Annotated in this window: 24 protein-coding genes and 1 tRNA gene; 9 read left to right on the top strand and 16 right to left on the bottom strand. The window is 65.0% G+C overall.

Annotated elements, in window-relative coordinates; genetic code table 11:
• Positions 1–203: 203 nt before the first annotated feature.
• From A5634_RS30020 to A5634_RS29655, 3 genes are all read right to left on the bottom strand, one after another.
• On the bottom strand, positions 204–338 hold the full coding sequence (locus A5634_RS30020; protein ID WP_301337119.1) for a hypothetical protein: 135 nt from the start codon (positions 336–338) through the stop codon (positions 204–206).
• A gap of 92 nt (positions 339–430) precedes the next feature.
• A complete protein-coding gene (locus A5634_RS29660) occupies positions 431–1,021 on the bottom strand; it encodes an HNH endonuclease (protein WP_253861774.1) in 591 nt (196 codons plus the stop codon).
• A gap of 40 nt (positions 1,022–1,061) precedes the next feature.
• Positions 1,062–1,439, bottom strand: a complete 378-nt coding sequence (locus A5634_RS29655) for a hypothetical protein (RefSeq protein WP_253861772.1) — start codon at positions 1,437–1,439, stop codon at positions 1,062–1,064.
• A gap of 229 nt (positions 1,440–1,668) precedes the next feature.
• Here A5634_RS29655 and A5634_RS19800 point away from each other — a divergent pair, with 229 nt between their 5' ends.
• On the top strand, positions 1,669–1,857 hold the full coding sequence (locus A5634_RS19800) for a tyrosine-type recombinase/integrase (protein WP_253861770.1): 189 nt from the start codon (positions 1,669–1,671) through the stop codon (positions 1,855–1,857).
• A 119-nt stretch (positions 1,858–1,976) separates the two neighbouring features.
• Here A5634_RS19800 and A5634_RS19795 read toward each other — a convergent pair.
• From A5634_RS19795 to A5634_RS19785, 3 genes are all read right to left on the bottom strand, one after another.
• Positions 1,977–2,066, bottom strand: a tRNA-Ser gene (locus tag A5634_RS19795).
• A gap of 29 nt (positions 2,067–2,095) precedes the next feature.
• Positions 2,096–2,554 carry a nucleoside deaminase gene (locus A5634_RS19790; RefSeq protein ID WP_065145727.1) on the bottom strand — a complete coding sequence of 153 codons (459 nt, stop codon included), beginning with the start codon at positions 2,552–2,554 and terminating at the stop codon, positions 2,096–2,098.
• Positions 2,554–3,075, bottom strand: a complete 522-nt coding sequence (locus A5634_RS19785; RefSeq protein WP_065145724.1) for a tRNA adenosine deaminase-associated protein — start codon at positions 3,073–3,075, stop codon at positions 2,554–2,556. Before A5634_RS19785 ends, A5634_RS19790 begins: the two co-directional genes overlap by 1 nt.
• A gap of 111 nt (positions 3,076–3,186) precedes the next feature.
• Here A5634_RS19785 and A5634_RS19780 point away from each other — a divergent pair, with 111 nt between their 5' ends.
• Positions 3,187–4,146: a prephenate dehydrogenase gene (locus tag A5634_RS19780; protein WP_301337118.1), complete on the top strand. Its 960-nt coding sequence runs from the start codon at positions 3,187–3,189 to the stop codon at positions 4,144–4,146.
• Here the strand turns inward: A5634_RS19780 and A5634_RS19775 are convergent.
• The 5 genes from A5634_RS19775 to A5634_RS19755 are packed head-to-tail and all read right to left on the bottom strand — an operon-like array spanning position 4,109 to position 8,140.
• On the bottom strand, positions 4,109–4,708 hold the full coding sequence (locus A5634_RS19775) for a putative glycolipid-binding domain-containing protein (RefSeq protein ID WP_155769628.1): 600 nt from the start codon (positions 4,706–4,708) through the stop codon (positions 4,109–4,111). The two genes, A5634_RS19780 and A5634_RS19775, sit on opposite strands and share 38 nt — an antisense overlap.
• Positions 4,709–4,712: 4 nt before the next feature.
• Positions 4,713–5,459, bottom strand: coding sequence for an ABC transporter permease (locus tag A5634_RS19770; RefSeq protein WP_065145722.1), 747 nt, complete (start codon positions 5,457–5,459; stop codon positions 4,713–4,715).
• Complete coding sequence (locus A5634_RS19765; RefSeq protein ID WP_065145721.1) at positions 5,456–6,124, bottom strand: ABC transporter permease; 669 nt, start codon at positions 6,122–6,124, stop codon at positions 5,456–5,458. The genes A5634_RS19770 and A5634_RS19765 overlap by 4 nt, the downstream gene beginning before the upstream one ends.
• Positions 6,124–7,215, bottom strand: coding sequence for an ABC transporter ATP-binding protein (locus A5634_RS19760; protein WP_065145720.1), 1,092 nt, complete (start codon positions 7,213–7,215; stop codon positions 6,124–6,126). Before A5634_RS19760 ends, A5634_RS19765 begins: the two co-directional genes overlap by 1 nt.
• A gap of 1 nt (position 7,216) precedes the next feature.
• Positions 7,217–8,140 (bottom strand): ABC transporter substrate-binding protein, encoded by a 924-nt coding sequence (locus A5634_RS19755; RefSeq protein WP_437339992.1) that lies wholly within the window; start codon positions 8,138–8,140, stop codon positions 7,217–7,219.
• 104 nt (positions 8,141–8,244) lie between these two features.
• On the opposite strand from A5634_RS19755, the gene A5634_RS19750 reads away from it, so the two are divergent.
• Positions 8,245–8,619: a LapA family protein gene (locus tag A5634_RS19750; protein ID WP_065145718.1), complete on the top strand. Its 375-nt coding sequence runs from the start codon at positions 8,245–8,247 to the stop codon at positions 8,617–8,619.
• A gap of 110 nt (positions 8,620–8,729) precedes the next feature.
• Here the strand turns inward: A5634_RS19750 and A5634_RS19745 are convergent, their stop codons facing one another.
• Entirely contained in the window at positions 8,730–9,782 is a 1,053-nt protein-coding gene (locus A5634_RS19745; protein ID WP_065145717.1) for a phosphotransferase family protein, read from the bottom strand.
• 23 nt (positions 9,783–9,805) lie between these two features.
• On the bottom strand, positions 9,806–10,414 hold the full coding sequence (locus A5634_RS19740; protein ID WP_065145716.1) for a histidine phosphatase family protein: 609 nt from the start codon (positions 10,412–10,414) through the stop codon (positions 9,806–9,808).
• Between the two features lie 51 nt (positions 10,415–10,465).
• Between A5634_RS19740 and A5634_RS19735 the strand changes: the two genes are divergently transcribed.
• From A5634_RS19735 to A5634_RS19715, 5 genes are read left to right on the top strand one after another with little or no spacing between them, the layout of a single operon-like run.
• Entirely contained in the window at positions 10,466–11,527 is a 1,062-nt protein-coding gene (locus A5634_RS19735) for a phosphotransferase family protein (protein WP_065145715.1), read from the top strand.
• A gap of 1 nt (position 11,528) precedes the next feature.
• Entirely contained in the window at positions 11,529–12,293 is a 765-nt protein-coding gene (locus tag A5634_RS19730) for an SDR family NAD(P)-dependent oxidoreductase (protein WP_065145714.1), read from the top strand.
• Between the two features lie 26 nt (positions 12,294–12,319).
• Positions 12,320–13,621, top strand: a complete 1,302-nt coding sequence (locus A5634_RS19725; protein WP_065145713.1) for an acyl-CoA dehydrogenase family protein — start codon at positions 12,320–12,322, stop codon at positions 13,619–13,621.
• Positions 13,622–13,623: 2 nt separating this feature from the next.
• Positions 13,624–14,244 carry a TetR/AcrR family transcriptional regulator gene (locus A5634_RS19720; protein WP_065145712.1) on the top strand — a complete coding sequence of 207 codons (621 nt, stop codon included), beginning with the start codon at positions 13,624–13,626 and terminating at the stop codon, positions 14,242–14,244.
• Positions 14,225–15,193 (top strand): NADPH:quinone oxidoreductase family protein, encoded by a 969-nt coding sequence (locus tag A5634_RS19715; protein ID WP_065145711.1) that lies wholly within the window; start codon positions 14,225–14,227, stop codon positions 15,191–15,193. The genes A5634_RS19720 and A5634_RS19715 overlap by 20 nt, the downstream gene beginning before the upstream one ends.
• 8 nt (positions 15,194–15,201) lie before the next feature.
• Here the strand turns inward: A5634_RS19715 and A5634_RS19710 are convergent, their stop codons facing one another.
• Positions 15,202–17,076, bottom strand: a complete 1,875-nt coding sequence (locus A5634_RS19710) for an alkyl/aryl-sulfatase (RefSeq protein ID WP_065145710.1) — start codon at positions 17,074–17,076, stop codon at positions 15,202–15,204.
• 150 nt (positions 17,077–17,226) lie between these two features.
• Between A5634_RS19710 and A5634_RS19705 the strand changes: the two genes are divergently transcribed.
• Positions 17,227–17,706, top strand: coding sequence for a lipoprotein LpqH (locus tag A5634_RS19705; RefSeq protein ID WP_065145709.1), 480 nt, complete (start codon positions 17,227–17,229; stop codon positions 17,704–17,706).
• A 9-nt stretch (positions 17,707–17,715) separates the two neighbouring features.
• Here A5634_RS19705 and A5634_RS19700 read toward each other — a convergent pair whose 3' ends face one another.
• Positions 17,716–19,215: a sensor histidine kinase gene (locus A5634_RS19700; RefSeq protein ID WP_065145708.1), complete on the bottom strand. Its 1,500-nt coding sequence runs from the start codon at positions 19,213–19,215 to the stop codon at positions 17,716–17,718.
• A complete protein-coding gene (locus A5634_RS19695; protein ID WP_065145725.1) occupies positions 19,193–19,897 on the bottom strand; it encodes a response regulator transcription factor in 705 nt (234 codons plus the stop codon). Before A5634_RS19695 ends, A5634_RS19700 begins: the two co-directional genes overlap by 23 nt.
• Between the last annotated feature and the right edge of the window lie 188 nt (positions 19,898–20,085).

Here is a 20,085-nt window from a genome sequence, read left to right as displayed (position 1 = left end):
GAAGATCATCCTCGGGAAGGTGCGCCCACTTTCAGGCCGCCTCGCCGAGGCTCATCCACAGGTATTGATCATTGCTCTGTTGCCCGGCCCGCGGCGCGGGCCTCGTCGCAATTTTGGTAGATGACCGGCTGGCTCGGTGCGGTGGTGTTGTCGAAGTGGATCGTCGGGTGAGTTGCGTCGCGGCAGGGACGGGACTCGCTTCGTCAGCGAGTAAACGATGATGGCAACCACACCACAATGACTGCGACCAGAAGCCAGGCGGTGATGCGCACCAGCCGCTCGCGTGCCGACTCGCTCAGAGATAACCGCCGCAGCAGCCGGTGAAAGACACTGGGCATGTCGCGAATCATGCGCGCATCATTCGCTTTCCGAGGCGAATTTCGAGTGAATACGCGGATTTGTCCTCCGGCAAGTTGTCAGCCCCTAAGGGTCAGGCCGTCGCGACCTTATTCGACTTGGTCCTATTGCATCGCCAGCACAGAGTCTGCAGATTCTCCGGCGTGGATAAGCCCCCCCTTGAGACCGGGATGACGTGGTCGACTTCCAGAAGCAAATGAGGCTCGGCAGCGACCGACACCGAGCACGAGCGGCACGTGTAATTGTCACGGGATTTGATGAGGTTCCGCAGCTTCGAAGTCATCAGCGCGCGTTGGCCGGCCGCAGTCCTCCTGAACCGAATCTTCTGCGACATCGTCTCTACGAGCGCGTCAATCGTCGGGGTGTTCAGTGTGATTGTGGTTTCTTGCCCGCTGTTTCCACCGGCACTGACGTACTGGAACACATACAGGGGATAGGGAACCGTGATCGGTGACAATTCGACACCGACGTGCTGCATAAATTCCTCCGCGTAGTGCTTCAATATGAAGGTCGGCGGATCGAACGATTTGGTGATGCTGGCTTCGCGCTCCCCGAGGTTGCTGATCGCGTCTTCGAGTCGTGCAACGTCCTCACCCAGCTTCTCCACGCGGGTGAGGCTGGACTCGTCAGCGTTGATGCTGAAGTATTTCATCAGATACTTCACGGGGGCAGCCTTGGCATTGCGGACGACCTGCAACGAGCAATTATGAACGTTCGACGCGCTGTAGTTCGCAACGTTCCGATCCCGGCCGGTACTGGTGCTGGCTGGTGTTCTGGAAGGTCGCCAGATGCGCGTACGTGCCACTGGCTGATGCGCCCAGACTGAATGACCCCTGGCTGTGGATCTCCGATACGTAGGCAGCGATCTCGTTGTGCTCAGCGACCACCGATGCCAGCTTGTTTTTGTGCGCTAGGAACTTCTCGCTGCGGAAGTACCGCTCTTTCAGGACGTAGCGGCCAACCCGATACGCGATCCAGGCCGACAGGACGATAACGCCCACGACCACAACGATTTTCCAGACCGCCCGAACGATTACGATCACCACGCCAACAACAAAAAGCACCGCAAACAATTGCGCCATCCGGGCCCTCCTTGAGGAGGGATTTAACTCGAGTTTGGTTTGAGAAGTAGTGAAACCAGCGGATTCATCCAGTAGTCGCAACTAGTTCCCAAGATGATGCGGTGCGCGAGGTTACCGTCCTCAAGTTCGTGATGGCGGAGTCTACGAGGCAGGTCTGCGATCGAGGCTCGGACGACTTGGTTTCCGGCGACGGCACTAAGTACTTGTCCCGACTGAAGTCCAGCGGAGGGTGGTTCGCGGGGCGGTCAAGCGGGCGAAGATCCGGGCGATCACCCCGCGCGATTGCAGGCACGCCACTGCCAGCCTGGCAATCAGTGCCGGGGCCAATGTGCTTGCGGTCAGCAGGATGTTGGGGCACGAGCCGCAGGTGACGCTGCGGACGTACGCGGACCTTTCGATACCGATCTCGACAAGGTGAGGAACGCGCTGGGCGCGGCGCACCGTAAGAGTATGTCCTAACGGGGTCCAAAGCGTGTCCAGCCACTGCGCGGAGAGAACGGCTAGCGTCTCCTAACAGCACAGAAGCCCGAAAAACTTTGGCGGTGGCGGAGGGATTTGAACCCTCGGACGGTTTTAGCCGTCACACGCTTTCGAGGCGTGCTCCTTAGGCCGCTCGGACACGCCACCGCCGAGCAGCTTACCGAACCAACCGGCGCTCACCCCAATCGCTGGCGTGCGAAGAACTCCTCCATCGGCGCGGCGCACTCGGCAGCGAGCACTCCGCCGCGTACCTCGGGACGATGGTTGAGCCGACGATCGCGCACCACATCCCACAGCGAGCCGACCGCGCCGGTCTTCGGCTCCCAAGCGCCGAACACCACGCGCGCGACCCTGGCCAGCACCAACGCCCCGGCGCACATGGTGCACGGCTCGACCGTCACCGCCAGCGTCGCGCCTTCCAGCCGCCAGCCATCGCCCAACACCGACGCTGCCGCCCGCAAAGCCAGAATCTCCGCGTGCGCTGTCGGATCACCGATCGCCTCGCGGGCGTTCACGGCGCGGGCCAACTCGGTGCCGTCGGCACCCACCACCACCGCACCGATCGGAACGTCGCGCGGGCCAGCCGAACCAGCCACCTCTAACGCGGCACGAACTAACTCTTCGTCAGAATTGATCACCGCCCGAGGCGGTCGATCACCGCCGAGAGCTGGTCGGCAAAACCCATCTCGCGGGCGATGCGGCCCAGCTGCTCGTCGGCATACAGATCGGTCTCGTCGAGGATCACCCCGAGCACGGCTTCGGGCAGCCCGATATCGGAAAGCAAACCCAGGTCACCCTCTTCGAACGGGTCGGCATCCTCGAGGTCTTCGGGATCGATCTCGGCGTCCAGATTGTCCAGCACCTCGGCGGCGATGTCGTAATCCAGTGCGGCGGTGGCGTCCGACAGCAGCAACCGTGTCCCAGATGGGGCTGGCCGCACAATGACGAAGAACTCGTCGTCGACATCGAGCAGCCCGAAGACGGCGCCGGCGCTGCGCAGCTCACGCAGTTCGGTCTCGGCGGCCGACAAACTCGTCAACGCCTTGGCGCCCAGAGGCGCACAGCGCCACCGGCCCTCTTCTCGTACGACCGCGACGCCGAAGCCGTCCGGAGTGTCGGTGGACGGGCCTGTTGCTGAAGCCCGTTGTGCTCCCATGGCCGCCTACGCTAGTCCCTGACCTGGCCCCTGGCCAGATGAAGCCAGATGACGCCAGATGAAGCCGGACCGAGCGATCCACCGCCAGTTGAACTGTGCCAACCTTGCAGGGTGGGGAAGACACCGGTATGCGTGCTTGGGCTGGGTCTGATCGGCGGTTCCATCATGCGGGCCGCTGCCGGAGCGGGCCGGGAAGTCTTCGGCTACAACCGCTCGGTGGAGGGCACCCAAGGTGCCCGGTCCGAAGGCTTCGACGCCTCTCTGGACCTGACCGAGACGCTGGCCCGCGCCGCCGCCAGCGAAGCTCTGATCGTGCTGGCCGTGCCGATGCCGGCCCTACCGAACATGCTTGCCCACATCCGCGAGACCGCGCCGAACTGTCCGTTGACCGACGTCACCAGCGTGAAGACCGCGGTGCTGGACGAGGTCGTCGCCGCCGGTCTGCTGACCCGCTTCGTCGGGGGCCACCCGATGACGGGCACCGCGCATTCGGGCTGGACGGCCGGGCACGGCGGGTTGTTCAACCGGGCACCCTGGGTGGTCAGCGTCGATGATCACGTCGACCCCGAGGTCTGGGCAATGGTGATGCAGTTGGCGCTGGACTGCGGAGCCGTAGTGGTGCCCGCCAAATCCGACGAGCACGACGCCGCCGCCGCCGCCATCTCGCACCTGCCGCATCTGCTCGCCGAAGCGCTGGCCATCACGGCCGCCGAGGTCCCGCTGGCATTCGCGCTGGCCGCAGGTTCTTTCCGGGATGCCACCCGGGTCGCGGGCACAGCGCCGGACCTGGTCCGCGCGATGTGCGAGTCCAACACCACCCAGTTGGTACCGGCGACCGAACGCATCATCGAGCTGCTCAGTCGCGCAAGTCAGTCGCTGGCCAGCAACGGTTCGGTGGCCGATCTCGTCGACGAGGGCCATGCCGCCCGCACCCGCTACGAGAGTTTCCCGCGCCTGGACATCGTCACCGTCACCATCGGCGCGAACGGGTGGCGCCAACAACTGGCCGCCGCCGGGCGCGCCGGCGGTGTGATCAGATTCGCTCTGCCAAGCCTGGATAGTCGACAATGAACCCGTCGGCATCGACCGTCACCACAGTGTCGGCCACTGGCGAGCGCAGTTTGATCCCGTCCAGCCGGCCTTCGCTGGTGTAGCTGACGGTGGCCGCGTCAACGGTCATCTCCGGCACGTTGACATAGACCATCGGCAACACGATCGAGTCCGCGCGTTCATGGATGCCCACGCGCCGGATCGGCAGCGCGTTGAAGAACGGGCTGAACACCAGGTCGACATCCAGGGCGCCGTTGAACCCGGCGCGCCGCTCCCCTTGATGATCGGTGATCAACCACATGTTCTCTTCGTCACGTGCGATAGCAAGCTGGCGCTCCCGCTCGGCCAGCGTGACGGTCAGCCCGAACCGCTTGGTGGCGCCGGACTCGTCGGTCTGCAGTTCGTAGAACGCGCCGAACGCCGGGTTGTTCGCGGTGGCCGCGGCCACTATTCGGCCATTTGCTTTAATTCGCTTGCCGGACAACTGGATTCGTACGGATTCCATGCGCGAGATGTCCTGCGCACGCCAGGTCAGCATCTGTGGCCAGACGCTGGCAGTCGGGTTAGAAGGGGCTGCGGTCACGTCTCTACCGTAGGACGTGTCGGGCACTTGCGGACGCTTTGTCCCCAACTGCACCATCAACTGCGACATCGCGAGGACGATCTCGCCTGCTCAGCCGCCCGCTACCCGGCGCACTGGCCCACACTGCGAGCGCCAATAGTCCGTCCAGGATCAGCGCCAGCGCCGCCACCATCAGCGCGCCCACCAACGCGATGTGAAACTGGCGCTCCTTGATCCCGTCGATCAGGTAGCGGCCCAACCCGCCCAGGCTGGCGTAGGCCGCCACCGTCGCGGTCGCGACAATCTGCAATGTCGCGTTACGCAGACCACCCAGGATCAGCGGCAACGAATTGGGCACCTCGACGCGCAACAGCACCTGGGATTCGGTCATGCCCACTGCGCGCGCGGCATCGACCACCAACCGGTCGACGCTGGCGATCCCCGCATAGGTGCCGGCCAGCAGGGACGGGATGCCAAGCAGCATCAGTGCCACGATCGGCGGACCCAGACCCAACCCGTAAAGCAATACGCCCAGCAGCAAAACGCCCAGCGTCGGCAGCGCGCGCAACCCGTTGACCGCGCCCACCGCCAGCAACTGGCCGCGACCGGTGTGCCCGATGACCAGCCCGAGCGGCACGGCGATTACCGCTGACGCCGCCACCGCCAGCGCGGTGTACTCCAAGTGCTCGCAGGTGCGGGCACCCAGACCGGCGGGACCGGTCCAGTTGCTCGCGGTCATCAGGTAAGACAGGGCCTGTTCGACGAAGCTCATCGGGCCCCGCCCACCAGCGAGGATCGAATTCCCCGGCTGCGCTGCCACGGCGTGGCCAGGCGACCGGCGACGCTGATCAGCGTGTCGATCACCACCGCCAGCGCGAACATCGCGATGATGCCGGCGACGATCTGATCGCTCTTGTTCATCTGAAAACCGGAGGTGAACCAGGTACCCAAGCCGCCGATCCCGATCACCGAACCGACCGAGACCATCGCGATGTTGGTCACCACGACCACACGCAACCCGGCGACCAGTACCGGAATCGAGAGCGGCAATTCGACTTTGAGCATCCGGGCCAATGGCCCGTAACCGACAGCGACGGCCGCCTCCCGCACGGTCGCCGGTACCGCGTCCAGGGCTTCGAGTACCGCGCGCACCATCAGCGCGGTGGTGTAGGCACTCAGCGCGACGATGACGTTGGCCTCGTCGAGGATTCGGGTCCCGATGATCAGCGGCAGCACCACGAACAGCGCCAGCGACGGGATTGTGAAGACCACGCTGGCCGTCGCAGTGGTGAGCCGGCGCAGTAGCGGAGCGCGCTGCACCAGCAGCCCGAGCGGTACCGCGACAGCCAACCCGATCACGACCGGAATCAGCGACAGCCGCAAGTGAATGAGCGTCAGGGCCCACGCGGTGTCCAGATGGGTCAGCAGGTAGTGCATCAGGTTTGCCGCCGGGCTTCGACTGCGGCCAGCACGTCGGTGGCCACAATGCCCCCGATCACCCGGTTCGCGCGGTCCACGGCGACCCCCACCGACGACGGCGATGACAGCGCCGCGTCCAGCGCCTGGCTGAGATTGCCGCCGAGATGGAACACCGATCCGACGCCCGTGACGATCTCTTCCAGCGGTTCGCCCCCGCGGTGCCGGCGCAGCCCGTCAGCGTCGATCCAGCCCAGCGGCGCGCCGTCGTCATCGACCAGCAGTGCCCAGCCATCTGAGAGTTGCTTATTGTCCAAGGCCGATGCGGCCAGCCGCTCGATGTCGTGCAGCGGTAGCTCGGCCGTAATCAACTGCAGCCAACGATAGCCGCGGCCGAGCCCGATGAATCTGGCTACGAAATCGTTGGCCGGGCGCGCAAGTAATTGCGCCGGGGCGTCGTATTGCTGCAGAACACCGCCGGGCCCGAACACGGCGACTTGATCCGCCAACCGCAGCGCCTCGTCGATGTCGTGGGTGACGAAGACGATGGTTTTATGCAATTCGCTTTGCAGCCGCAGTATTTCGTTCTGCAGGGTGTGCCGGACGACGGGATCGACAGCCGAAAAAGCCTCGTCCATCAACAGAATTGGCGGATCGGCCGCCAGCGCTCTGGCCACTCCGACCCGCTGCTGTTCGCCGCCGGACAGTTGCGCCGGGTAACGCTTCGCGAGCTTGGCATTCAGCCCGACTAGTTCGAGAATTTCGTAGGCGGCACTGCGTGCTGCGCGGCGCGACTGGCCCTTGAGTACCGGCACCGTCGCGATGTTGTCGATGACACGTTGGTGCGGCATCAGCCCCGCGTTCTGAATGACATAGCCGATACCGCGACGCAACTGCACCGGGTCCACATTCAACACGTTCTTGCCGTCGACGGTGATGGTGCCCGAGGTGGGATCGACCATCCGGTTGATCATCCGCAGCGCTGTGGTCTTGCCGCTCCCGGAGGATCCGACGAAGACGGTCAATTTCCCTTGGGGGACATCAAGACTCAATCCGTCTACGGCTCTGGCACCGCTGGGAAAGACCTTGCTGACGTCATCGAAGCTGATCACGTCACTGCCCGACCGGATGATCGAACCCGTTGTCGTGCACCCATTTCCGGGCCGCCTGGTCGGGATCGAGACCGCCGTTGCCCGATACCGCGGCGTTGAGTTCGGCGACGTTCTCGGTGGTGAGCTTGGCCGACACCGCGTCCAGCACATCTTTGAGACGGTCCGACTTCTTCTGCGAATTCACCAGCGGCACAATGTTGCCGGCCAGAAAATTGTGTTCGGGATCCTCCAGCACCGTCAAATGGTTCTGCACGACCGCGGGCGAAGTGCTGAAGATGTTGGCGGCGGTGGCATTTCCCTCGACCAGCGCCCGCACCGTAACCGGTCCGCCGCCGTCGTTGATAGTTATGAAATTGCCGGGGCTGATCTGTAGGCCGTACTTCTGCCGCAGCCCGGGCAGCCCGGACGGCCGGGTGGTAAAAGCCGAGGGTGCAGCGAACCGGACCTCAGCAGAATGCGCAGCCAGGTCGCCAATGGTCTTGAGCCCCCACCTGGCCGCCGTGGCACTGGTGACGGTGACGGTGTCGGTATCGGAAGCTGGTGACGGCGTCAGGATCGACAGGTCACCCGGGAGCCGCTTATAGAGTTCCAATTCCACGTTGTCGAGCATGGTGGCCGTGGAGTTGGGCTCGAAGTAGAGCAGCAAATTGCCGATGTACTCCGGCACTAGGTCTATGGAATGGTCTTTGAGCGCCGGGATATACGTCTCACGGCTGCCGATCCCCATGCGCCGGCCGACATCGAAGCCGTTGGCCTGCAACGCCTGCGCGTAGATCTCGGCGATGATCACCGATTCCGGGAAGTCGCCCGAGCCGACCACGATGGATTTCGGCCCGCCGCTGGCCGAGCCGAACGGATCGGGGTTGCCGCACGCCGCAACCAGGCACACCACCAAACAGACCGCCGCGCGCCGCAGCATCCTCACTTTGCAGACACTATCCGGCGACGAACACCGTCGCAGCGAAGCAAGCTATGAGTTTCCCGCGTGGTTTGGTTTGATTCGGCCCGGGATGGGAGAAAGATGGAGTTATGAGCAGCAAACCTTCTGGCTCGCCTTCGTCCGCCGATGAGCCCGTGCCGTCTCCCCAGGCACGTCCCAAGACACCAGAGGAGCGGTCCCGCCCGGCGCCCAAGGACCGGGCCTCCACCTTCACCCGAGCCGGCGCCCTGTGGGGCGCGTTGACGGGTGGCTTTCTGATACTGATCCTGCTGTTGGTGTTCATCACCCAGAACATGTCCTCGGCCTCGTTCGCCTTCCTGGGCTGGCGGTGGACACTGCCATTGGGGGTGGCCATGCTGGTGGCCGCGATTGGTGGCGGGCTGATCACCGTTGCGGTGGGCACAGCGCGGATGGTGCAGTTGCGCCGGGCGGCAAAGAAGAACCTCGCGGCCGCGGTCCGCTAGCTTTTGGTCCCGTCCGCCGCGAGTGCACTCCCGGCTTTGAGTGTGCGCACATGGCGGGAAAATCGTCCGGGCGCCGCCGTGGCCGCACAGTCAAAGCCGCAGACGCACACTCAAGCCCCCAGCTTGGCGATCTCTGCAAGTCCGCGAGAGATCAGCGGCGCGACCACGTCGGTCGCGTCGTCGATCGAGTCTTCTGCGCCGTCGGCCTGTTCTGACATGCGACGACGGAAATCGATCCCCGCGGCGATGATGGCGAGCTTGAAATACGCCAACGCCATGTAGAACTCCCACTGGCCCAGCGGTTGCCCGGAGACCAGTGAATACCGGTCGGCCAGTTCGTCGGCCGACGGCAGCAGCGGCGAGGTCCATGCGGCCTGCGTATCGATGATCAGATCCAGCGCCGGATCGCGGTAGACGCACATCAGAGCGGCATCGCTGATCGGGTCGCCGAGCGTGGAAAGTTCCCAGTCCACGACGGCGCGCACCTTGGTCGGATCGTCGGCGTCCAGGATGGTGTTGTCGATCCGGTAGTCGCCATGCACGATCGACGTGCGGCTTTGCTGCGGAACGGCTTGCTGCAGAGCCGAATGCAATCGCATCACGTCGTCGTCGCGGCGATCGTCGGGCAGCCGGACCAACTCCCACTGTGAGCCCCACCGCCGCACCTGACGTTCCAGATAGCCGTTGGGCTTTCCGAAGTCGCTCAACCCCACCGATTCCGGGTCGATGCTGTGCAGGTCGACGAGTACCCGGATCAGCGCGTCGACGCAGCCGTCGATGGCGCGGCGGCCCAGCGATTCCAACTCGGCGCGCCGACGCACCACCCGTCCCGCAACGAATTCGACGATCTGGAACGGGCCGCCCAGCACCGAAGCGTCGTCGCACAACGCGATCGTGCGCGCCACCGGCACGGCAGTGTCCTGCAGCGCGGCCACAACCTTGAACTCACGGCTCATGTCGTGCGCCGAGGGCGTCAGCCCGTGCAGCGGCGGGCGCCGCACCAGCCAACTCGTCGCGTCGTCATAAACGCGGAAGGTCAGATTCGAACGGCCACCGGAGATGAACTCGCCGCGTAGCTCGCCGTCGCGTTCGATGCCGAGCGAACGCAGATATGCGTCCAACGCGGGCAGGTCGAGCCCGTTGAGTCGGTCAGTCGAGGTCACCGAACTTGTTTACCACCGATGAACTACCACCGTTGATTCCGGGGCAGCAGGTCCCACACATGTTCGGTGGCGTTGACCGTCGCCACCGTGGCTTGGCCGGTCCGGGAGAACAACAGCCGGGTGATCGAGGCGTAGTCGATGGGAAACGACAGCAGCCGGGAGGTGCCCAGGATCTCGTGCAACACCACGTTGATCACTCCGCCGTGACTGAACGCGGCGATCGTCTCATCAGGGTCTGCGGCCCTGACCAGGTCGTCAACCGCGGCGCGCACCCGCGCGCGAAACGCGTCCTCGTCCACGGCGCTGGGCAGGTGCCCCTGCGCCATGCGCGCCCATTCCTCGGGAAACTCGTTTCGGATCTGTTCGACCGGAATGTAGGACTTCAGATCCCGGTCGTACTCGGCCAACCGGTCGTCGACTTCGATGCTCAGCCCGCGAGCCTGGGCCACCGGTTCGCCGGTTTGAATAGCGCGGCGCTGCGGGCTGCTGACCACCCGGGATATCGGGAACCGCGCCAGCGCATCGGGCAAGCGCGCGATTTGCTGCAGGCCGTCCTCCGAGAGCTCAGGATCGGAGCCTTCACCGTGCTCGCTGCGCATTGGCAGTGCGTGCCGGATCAGAAGCAGTTGCATGCGCCAAGCCTTGCACGCGCGATTTTCGAGTCGTTCGCCGAGCTTCGGAGAATGCTATTCTCTGAGCGGAGAGCGGGGTGTGCGCACAGGGTGACTACTGAATTAGATGCCGGTGTCCTCAGACGTTGGCTCGACGCGAACGACGCACCGGGCAGCGGCGAGGAGCCAGCGCTCGAACAGCTCAGCGGCGGCTCGCAGAACACCCTCTACCTGATCCGACGGGGACCGGAACGGATGGTGCTGCGAATGCCGGGTCCGCGCGCCGACGCCGCGCGGATCGACGGACTGCTGCGCGAGATCCGACTGGTAAGGGCGTTGTCCGGCACCGACGTGCCGCACGCCGATTTGATCGCGGCCGACGAGACCGGCTCGGTGCTGGGATTGCCGTTCTACGTGATGCACGCGATCGACGGGTGGAGCCCCATGGACGGCGGCTGGCGCCCACCGTTTGACACCGACCTTGCGTCCCGACGCGAATTGGCCTTTCAGCTAGTGGAGGGTGCCGCCAAACTGGGTCGGGTGGACTGGCGCGCCCAGGGCCTCGACGGCTTCGGCCGACCCGACGGCTTCCACGAACGGCAGGTCGACCGCTGGCTGGCCTTCCTCGACGCCTTCAAGGTGCGCGAGTTGCCCGGCCTGGACGTGGCGGCGGATTGGTTGCGCCGCAACCGGCCCGCGCACTACACGGCCGGGATCATGCACGGCGACTACCAGTTTGCCAACGTCATGTTCGCGCACGGGGCACCGGCGCGGCTGGCCGCGATTGTGGACTGGGAGATGACCACGGTCGGAGATCCGCTGTTGGACCTGGCCTGGGCGCTGCTGGGCTACGACGGTGAGGAGCCGCGTGCCGACGGGTTCTATCTGGACATGGCTGGCATGCCCAAACGCCGCGAATTGCTTGCGCATTACGAGTCGGTCAGCGGCCTGTCTACCGAAAACATCGACTATTACCTGGTTTTGGCGAATTGGAAACTAGGGATCGTGTTGGAAAAGACGTATGCTGCCGGCGTGCGGACCGGCCGCGTCGATCCGAAAATCAAGGATGCGTTTGGCGCGATGATCCCCCAGCTCATCGCTACCGCAGCCAAGCGGGCAACCGAGGCAGGCTGAAATGGGTTATGCTGACCAACTTTTCGACCTCACCGATCGCGTGGTGTTGATCACCGGCGGCAGCCGCGGGCTGGGCCGCGAGATGGCGTTCGGGATGGCCCGCTGCGGGGCCGATGTCGTGATCGCCAGCCGCAACATCGACAACTGCGTTGCTGTTGCCAAGGAGATCGAGACCGAGACCGGCCGCACCGCCATGCCGTATCAGGTTCACGTTGGCCGATGGGATCAACTCGACGGGTTGGTGGAGGCGACATATGACGCCTTCGGCAAAGTCGACACGTTGATCAACAATGCCGGCATGTCCCCGCTGTACGGCAAGTTGTCCGACGTCACCGAAAAGCTGTACGACTCGGTCTTCAATCTGAATCTCAAAGGGCCATTCAGGCTTTCGGCGCTAGTGGGCGAACGGATGGCGGCGGCCGGCAGCGGCTCGATCATCAACGTGAGTTCGTCCGGCTCACTTCGTCCCAGCCCAGATATCGTCCCCTACGCGGCGGCCAAGGCCGGGCTCAATGCCATGACCGAAGGTTTCGCCCGTGCCTTCGGACCTGCCGTGCGCGTCAACACGCTTATGGCCGGCCCGTTCCTGACCGACGTCAGCAAGGCCTGGAACCTCGAGGAACGCGAAACCGACATGTTCGGGCACCTGTCCCTGAAGCGGGCCGGAAACCCGGTCGAGATCGTTGGTGCCGCACTGTTTCTCGCGTCCGACGCATCCAGTTTCACCACCGGCTCGATCGTGCGGGCCGACGGCGGTATTCCCTAGTAGGCCTAATAGGCAGGAGCGATTCGATGGCATGGGACTTTTCCACCGATCCGGAGTTCGAGAAGAAGCTGCAGTGGGTGCGCGAGTTCGTCCGCGACGAGGTGGAGCCGCTCGAGGTGCTCTTCCCCGGCTGCGAATTTCTGCCCCTGGATGACGAGCGCCGCCGCATCGTCGACCCGCTCAAACAGCAGGTGCGCGATCAGGGTCTCTGGGCGCCACACTTGGGTCCCGAACTCGGCGGGCAGGGCTTTGGCGCGGTGAAGCTGACCCTGATCAACGAGATTCTGGGGCGCAGCCCCTGGGCGCCAATAGTATTCGGGACCCAAGCACCGGATACCGGCAACGCGGAGATCCTGGCCCGCTTCGGCACTGACGAACAAAAGGACCGCTACCTGTCCGGGTTACTCTCCGGGGAGATCTTCTCCTGTTTCTCCATGACCGAACCGCAGGGCGGTGCCGACCCACGGGTGTTCACCACACGTGCGGTGCGCGACGGCGACGATTGGGTGATCACCGGGCGAAAGTTCTTTTCTTCCAACGCCTCCGTCGCGTCGTTCTTCATCGTCGTCGCTGTCACGGACCCAGACGTGCCGGTCCACCACGGCGCTTCGACCTTCCTGATCCCGGCGGGCACTCCTGGCCTGGTCATCGAAGCCAATCACCACCTGGTCGGTGCCGACCCGCACGAACCGGGGCATTCGCTGGTTCGCTACGACGACGTGCGGGTGGGTTCGGACGCGCTGCTTGGGGAGCCCGGCCAGGGCTTCCTGATTCTGCAGACTCGACTTGCCGGTGGGCGACTGCACCATGCGATGCGCGCTATCGGGCTGGCCCAACGTGCCGTCGAGATGATGTCGCGGCGCGCGAAAAGCCGTTTCACGCAAGGCAGCTCGCTAGCCGACAAGCAGTTGGTGCAGGAGTTCGTGGCCGACTCGCACACCGAGTTGGTGCCGTTTCGCCTGACGGTACTGCACGCCGCGTGGCTGATCGACCAGGGCGACGAACGCGCCGCCCGCGCCGAAATCGGTGTCTGCAAGATATTGGCGTCCCAGGTGCTCAAGTCCATTGCGCTGCGGGCGATTCAGGTGCACGGAGCGCTTGGGCTCAGCGATCAGCTTCCGTTGGTCAACATGTTGCTTGGCGGTATCGCGCTCGGCTTGGCCGACGGACCGACCGAGGCGCACAAGGTCAACCTGGCGCGCATGCTGCTCAAGAGCTACGAAGCCGAAGACGGCGACTGGCCCAGTGAAATGCTGGAAATCCGCCGCGAGGCAGCCCGCAAGAAGTACGGCGACCTCGTCAATCGTGTTCCGGCCCTGCCTGATTAGTCATGACCAACAGAGTTACGGCAGCCGTCGAGCGCGCCCTCGACGACCGGCAGCGCGAGGCCACCGAGGAGGTGGAACGCATCCTGGCGGCCGCAGTGCGGGTGATGGAGCGCGTTGCCCCCGAGCCGCCCCGGGTCAGCGACATCGTCGCCGAGGCCAGTACGTCGAACAAGGCTTTCTACCGCTATTTCGCCGGCAAGGACGAATTGATCCTGGCCGTGATGGAGCGCGGCGTGGCGATAGTGGTGTCCTACCTACAGCATCAGATGGGCAAGGCGTCGAGCCCGGACGGCAAGATCGCGTGCTGGATCGAGGGCACTCTGGCACAGGTCGCCGACCCGCACTTGATCAGCATGAGTCGCGCGGCCGCCGGACAGATGTCGAACTGGCATGCCGCAGACCGGGAAATGATGCTGCCGCTGCGTGATCTGCTGACCGAACCGGTGACCGCATTAGGGAGCGCCGACGTCGATCGGGACGTGGAGGCGGTCTACGGTTGCACCGTCGCGATGATGCGACGATACGTGGGGTCGGCCGACCGTCCCGGCCGCAGAGACATCGAGCATCTGGTGAGATTCTGCCTGCTCGGGCTGGGGGTCAGTAATGCGCGCGATCGTCTGTAATGCCTACGGTCCACCCGAGGACCTGGTGCTGGCCGAGGTTGCCGACCCGGTCCCGGCACCGGGTCAGGCGCTGGTGCGGGTGCATGCCGCGGCGGTGAATTTTCCTGACGTATTGTTCGTCGCCGGCAAGTACCAGATCAAGATCCCGCCGCCGTTCACCCCGGGCAACGAGATCGCGGGCGAGGTGGTGGCCGTCGGCGAGGGCGCCGCGTTCAGCACCGGTCAGCGGGTGTTCGGGACCACCTTTGGAGCCTTCGCCGAACTGGCGCTGCTGGATGCGACCACTGGGGCACCGATACCCGACGGTGTCGACTTCGCGTCCGCCGCCGCGTTCGGGGTGACGTACCGCACCGCCTACCACTCGTTGCGTTCGGTGGCGGGCGTCGCGGCCGGCGACTGGGTAGTGGTGCTGGGCGCGGCCGGTGGAGTCGGTTTGGCGGCGGTCGATTTGGCGGTGGCGATGGGGGCGCGGGTGCTGGCGGCGGCATCCAGCCCGGACAAGCTGGAGCTGTGCCGTCAGCGCGGTGCCGAAGCCACCGTCGACTACGACAACGAGGACCTCAAGCTACGCATCCGTGAACTCACCGGCGACCGCGCCCGCGTCGTCCTCGATCCCGTTGGCGGGCAATATGCCGAGCCGGCGCTGCGCGGTCTGGCCCGCGGCGGAACGTTCGTCACCCTCGGCTACGCCGCAGGCTCCATCCCCGCGATTCCGCTCAACCTGGTGATGCTGAAGAACATCACCGTCCGCGGCATGGAGATCCGCACCTTCATGGACGACTACCCTCAGGAATGCACGCGCGACATCGCCGAGCTGTCAAAGTTGTTCGCCGAAGGCAAGATCCGTCCGTACATCGGCGCGCGATTCCCGTTGGCCGAGACCGCCGCGGCGCTGCGCTATGTTGCCGACCGCAAGGTGCTCGGCAAGGTGATCATCGACGTCACCTGAGGTGGCGCTCAAGGGGTGACGATGTTGAAGTTGGGGTTGGGCCGGTCGAGCACCGCGATCAGCGACTGCAGCGCCGCCTGGTCACCGGACAGTTCCAGCCCCGGTGAGGTGAAATCGCCGGCGGCCACGAGCAACAGCCGAAACTTGTTGGTCAACTTGACCGTAACCGTCGCGGTGTCCGGGTCGGCGGCAGTGCGCCGGTGTACCAGCACACCATTACGCAGCGCCAGCCGGTAGTTGGTCTGCAGATCTTCGAACGTCACGTCGATGGCGATGTCCAGATCCCAGCTGCGGGGTCCGTTCACTGAGATGGCCAGGCCGTCGAACACCTGCTCGGGTGTCAACTGTGCCATCAGGGTCGGCGAGGTGACCTGCCCGGCGGTGCCGAAGTTGCCGAGCCGCAATTCCGCGGCACCACTCATGAAGAAGTTCCGCCAGGTGGCGTTCTCGGCGCCATAACCCAATTGCTCCAACGTATCCGCGTACAGCTCACGCGCGGCCGCGTGGTGTTCGTCGGTGAACATGGCATGGTCGAGCAGGGTTGCGGCCCAACGGAAATCGCCGGACTCGAAGGCCGACCGGGCCAATTCGACCACCCGATCCATCCCACCGAGCGCCTCCACGTAGCGGGGGGCAAGCGCCTCGGGCGGGTGCGGCCAAAGCCGGCCCGGGTTGCCGTCGAACCAGCCCATGTAGCGCTGGTAAACGGCCTTCACGTTGTGACTGACCGATCCGTAGTACCCGCGCGCATGCCAGGCCTGGTCCAAAGCCGGTGGTAGCTGGAACATTTCGGCGATCTCCACACCCGTATGGCCCTGGTTGAGCAGCCGCAGCGTCTGGTCGTGCAGGTAGGCGTACAGATCCCGTTGCAGGGACAGGAATTCGACAATGCGATCGTGCCCCCACGTCGGCCAGTGGTGGGAGGCGAACACCACGTCGGCGCGATCGGCGAAGGCGTCGATCGCCTCGGTGAGGTACCCCGACCAGGCGTGCGGGTCGCGCACTAACGCGCCGCGCAGCGTCAGCAGGTTATGCAGGTTGTGAGTTGCGTTTTCGGCCATACACAGGGCGCGGAATTGCGGGAAATAGAAATGCATCTCGGCCGGCGCCTCGGTGCCGGGCGCCATCTGGAACTCGATCTCGACGCCGTCGATCGTGTGGGTCTCCCCCGTCTCCCGGATGTCCACGGTCGGAACGATGAGCGCGACCTCGCCCATCGACGCGATCTGCCCGAGTCCGCAACCGACCTGCTCCTGCGGGCCGGGCGTCAACCGATTTCCGTACATGTAGGTCGCGCGGCGCAACATCGCCGGACCGGCATACACGTTCTCCTGCACCGCGTGTGCGGTAAAACCTTCCGGCGCCAGTACCGCCACCTTGCCGGCGTCGACGTCGGCCTGTGACGTGACGCCGAGCACGCCGCCGAAATGGTCGACGTGGCTGTGGGTGTAGATCACCGCGACGACGGGACGGTCACCACCACGATGGGTGCGATAAAACTCAAGGGCGGCGGCCGCCACTTCGGTGGACACCAACGGGTCGATGACGATCACCCCGGTGTCGCCCTCGACGAAGCTGATGTTGGAGATGTCGAAACCGCGGACCTGATAGATGCCGGGCACCACTTCGTAGAGACCCTGCTTGGCCGCCAGCGTCGACTGTCGCCACAGGCTGGGGTGTACCGATGTCGGGGCCGGCCCGTCCAAGAATGAATACACGTCGTTGTCCCACACCACGCGGCCGTCGGCCGCCTTGATGACGCACGGGGACAGCGCGGCGATGAAGCCGCGGTCGGCGTCGTCGAAATCCCTTGTGTCAGACAGTGGTAACGAATGCTGGCCGTGCGTTGACTCGATTACTGCGGTAGGAGGTTTGTGGTCCACCGGGCCTACCTTGCCACCAACGCGAGCCGCTGAGTTAACGAAGTCGAAATTAATTTTTCGTTCGCCCTAGCCATTCAGTCCATTTTCCGCGCATACTGCCGAGGCGGTCCGCACTGACGACGGACCGATCCATTGGGCAAAGGAGCACAGGTGAAGCGTGGACTGACGGTCGCGGTAGCCGGAGCGGCCATTCTGGTCGTGGGTCTTTCTGGATGTTCGGACAAGAAGACGAGCTCAGGCAGCGGGTCCTCGAGCGCAGCCACATCGGCATCCAGCGGAGGCGGCGGCGCTTCCGGGACAAAAGTCATCATCGACGGGCAGGACCAGCACGTCACCGGCTCGACCGTCTGCACCACGGTGGCCGGCAACGTCAACATCGCGATCGGCGGTCAGGCCGCCGGCATCGCCGCCGTGCTCACCGACGCCAGCCCGCCCGAGGTCAAGTCGGTTGCACTGGGCAACGTCAACGGCACGGCACTGGGCTACACGTCCGGCACCGGACAGGGCAAGGCCGAAGCGACCAAGAACGGCAACGCGTACAAGATCACCGGAACCGCCACCGGCATCGACGCTGCCAACCCGATGACGCCGGTGAACAAGACGTTCGAAATCGACGTCACCTGCTCCTAGCCTGACATCTCAACCCGAGAGCGCGGGCGGTTGCCACCCGTTTGACGGCAGCCGCACCGCGAACTCGGTGTGACCGGGTGCGCTATTGATGCTGATCGTCCCGTTGTGCGCCTTGACGACGGCCGAGACGATGGCCAGCCCCAGCCCGGTGCTGCCGCCTCGACGCGAGCGTGAGGTGTCGCCGCGCACAAATCGCCCGAATACTTCCGATTGCTGCGCTGCCGGTATCCCCGGTCCGTTGTCGATCACCTGCAGCAGGACATGGGTTGGTTCGGCGCTGAGCCGCGTGGTGACGACGCTGCCGGTTCCAGAGTGGATGCGGGCGTTGGCAAGAAGGTTGGCCATCACCTGCTGCAATCGTGCCTCGTCGCCGGTGACCACCACGGGTTCGGGAGGCAGGTCGAGCTCCCACTGGTGATCCGGACCGGCGATGTGCGCGTCGCTGACCCCGTCCACAGCGAGCCGGGACAGGTCCACCGGCTCGCGCTCAAGGGGCCGGCCGGAATCCAGCCGGGCCAGCAACAGCAAATCCTCGACGAGCCGGGTTATCCGCTCGGTCTCGGACGCCACCCGGCTCATGGCGTGCGCGACCGCCTCACGATCGTCACCCATCCGTTGCGCCAGCTCGGTGTAACCGCGTATCGCCGCCAACGGAGTGCGCAGTTCGTGACTGGCGTCGGCGACGAATTGGCGGACCCGGGTCTCGCTGGCCTGGCGGGTCGACAGTGCGGCCGCGATGTGATCCAACATCCGGTTGACCGCCGACCCGAGTTGGCCCACCTCGGTGTCCGGATTCGCATCAGGTTCGGGAACCCGGACCGGCAACTCGACCTCGCCGCGATCCAGCGGCAGATCGACGACTTCGGTTGCCGTTTGCGCAACTCGACGCAATGGAGCCAACGCCCGCCGGATGATCACCGCCCCCGCGGTGGTTGCGGCAACCAAGGCGATCACGGTGACGACGCCGAAGATGAGCAGCATTCGCAGTTCGGTGGCGTCGATGTTGGACATCGACAGGCCGGTGACGATCACGTCGGCGCGGTTGCGGCTCGGAGCGGCGACGACGCGGTAGCGGCCCAGACCGTCGAGATTCAACGTCACCGGAGATCGGCTGCCGGCGATCTGCTCGAGCTGGTGTTGGGCGGTGGGGGTGAGTGCGGCCCGCGCGCCACTGCTGGTCAGATAGCCGGCGTCCACCGTCTCGCCGTCGCTGACCACGGCAGCGACCATGCCGGCCGGTTGGCCTGGTGCGTCTAGGAACCTCGGGCCGGGTCCCGTCTTCGGCACGCGCGGCTCGTGTCGGCGCGGTTCGGGATACAACAGGGACGAGCGGTAACTGGTGCCGCTGAGCTGGCTATCGAGCTGGGCCAGCAGATGATGGCGCAACGCCAATTCGGTTGCCGCCGTGATGCCGACGCACACCAGGGCCAGCACAGCGATCTGGCCGACCAACAGCCGCAGGCGCAGCGACCAGACGCCTGGCCGCCTAACGCGCCGGCTTGAGGACATAGCCCGCGCCGCGCAGCGTATGAATCATGGGTTCACGACCGTTGTCGATCTTCTTGCGCAGGTAAGAAATGTAGAGCTCGACGATGTTGGAGCGGCCGCCAAAGTCGTAACTCCAGACGCGGTCCAGGATTTGGGCCTTGCTCAGCACCCGCTTGGCGTTGCGCATCATGAAGCGCAGCAGCTCGAATTCGGTGGAGGTCAACGCGATTGGTTCACCCGCCCGGGTGACTTCGTGGCTGTCTTCGTCGAGAACCAGATCACCGACGACCAGTTGCGCGCCGCTATCGACGGTGGTGACTCCGGTGCGCCGCAGCAGCGCACGCAACCGCAGCACGACTTCCTCGATGCTGAACGGCTTGGTGACGTAATCGTCACCGCCAGCGGTCAATCCGGCGATACGGTCTTCCACGGCGTCTTTGGCGGTCAGCAGCAAGACGGGCAGCCGCGGATTGTCTTGACGCAGTTTGTGCAAGACGTCGAGCCCGCTCATGTCGGGCAGCATCACGTCCAGGACGACGACGTCCGGGCGCTCGGTACGCGCGGTGGCGATCGCTGACGCACCGTCTCCGGCGGTGGCGATGTTCCAGCCCTCGTAGCGCAGCGCCATCGAGACCATCTCTGCGAGAACGGGTTCGTCGTCGACCACCAGCACGGTGACCGGTTCGCCGTCAGCGCGGCACATGACCACGCGCTCAACGGAGGTTCTGGGAGCCGCCACGGGTTCCAGTATCCGCGAGCGACTAGGCCGACGCTATGACATCCCTGTGTTCCAACTGTGAAAGGGTCGCGGGGGCCCGGGGGGGGGGGAGGGCGCGGGAGCAGGGCTGGTGGGGGGGGAGTCGAGTAGATGAGAGGCCGCCGGGCCGCGAG

The organism is Mycobacterium asiaticum (assembly GCF_001673365.1).
Lineage (GTDB): Bacteria > Actinomycetota > Actinomycetes > Mycobacteriales > Mycobacteriaceae > Mycobacterium > Mycobacterium asiaticum_A.
This window is presented reverse-complemented; position numbering and strand designations above follow the sequence as displayed.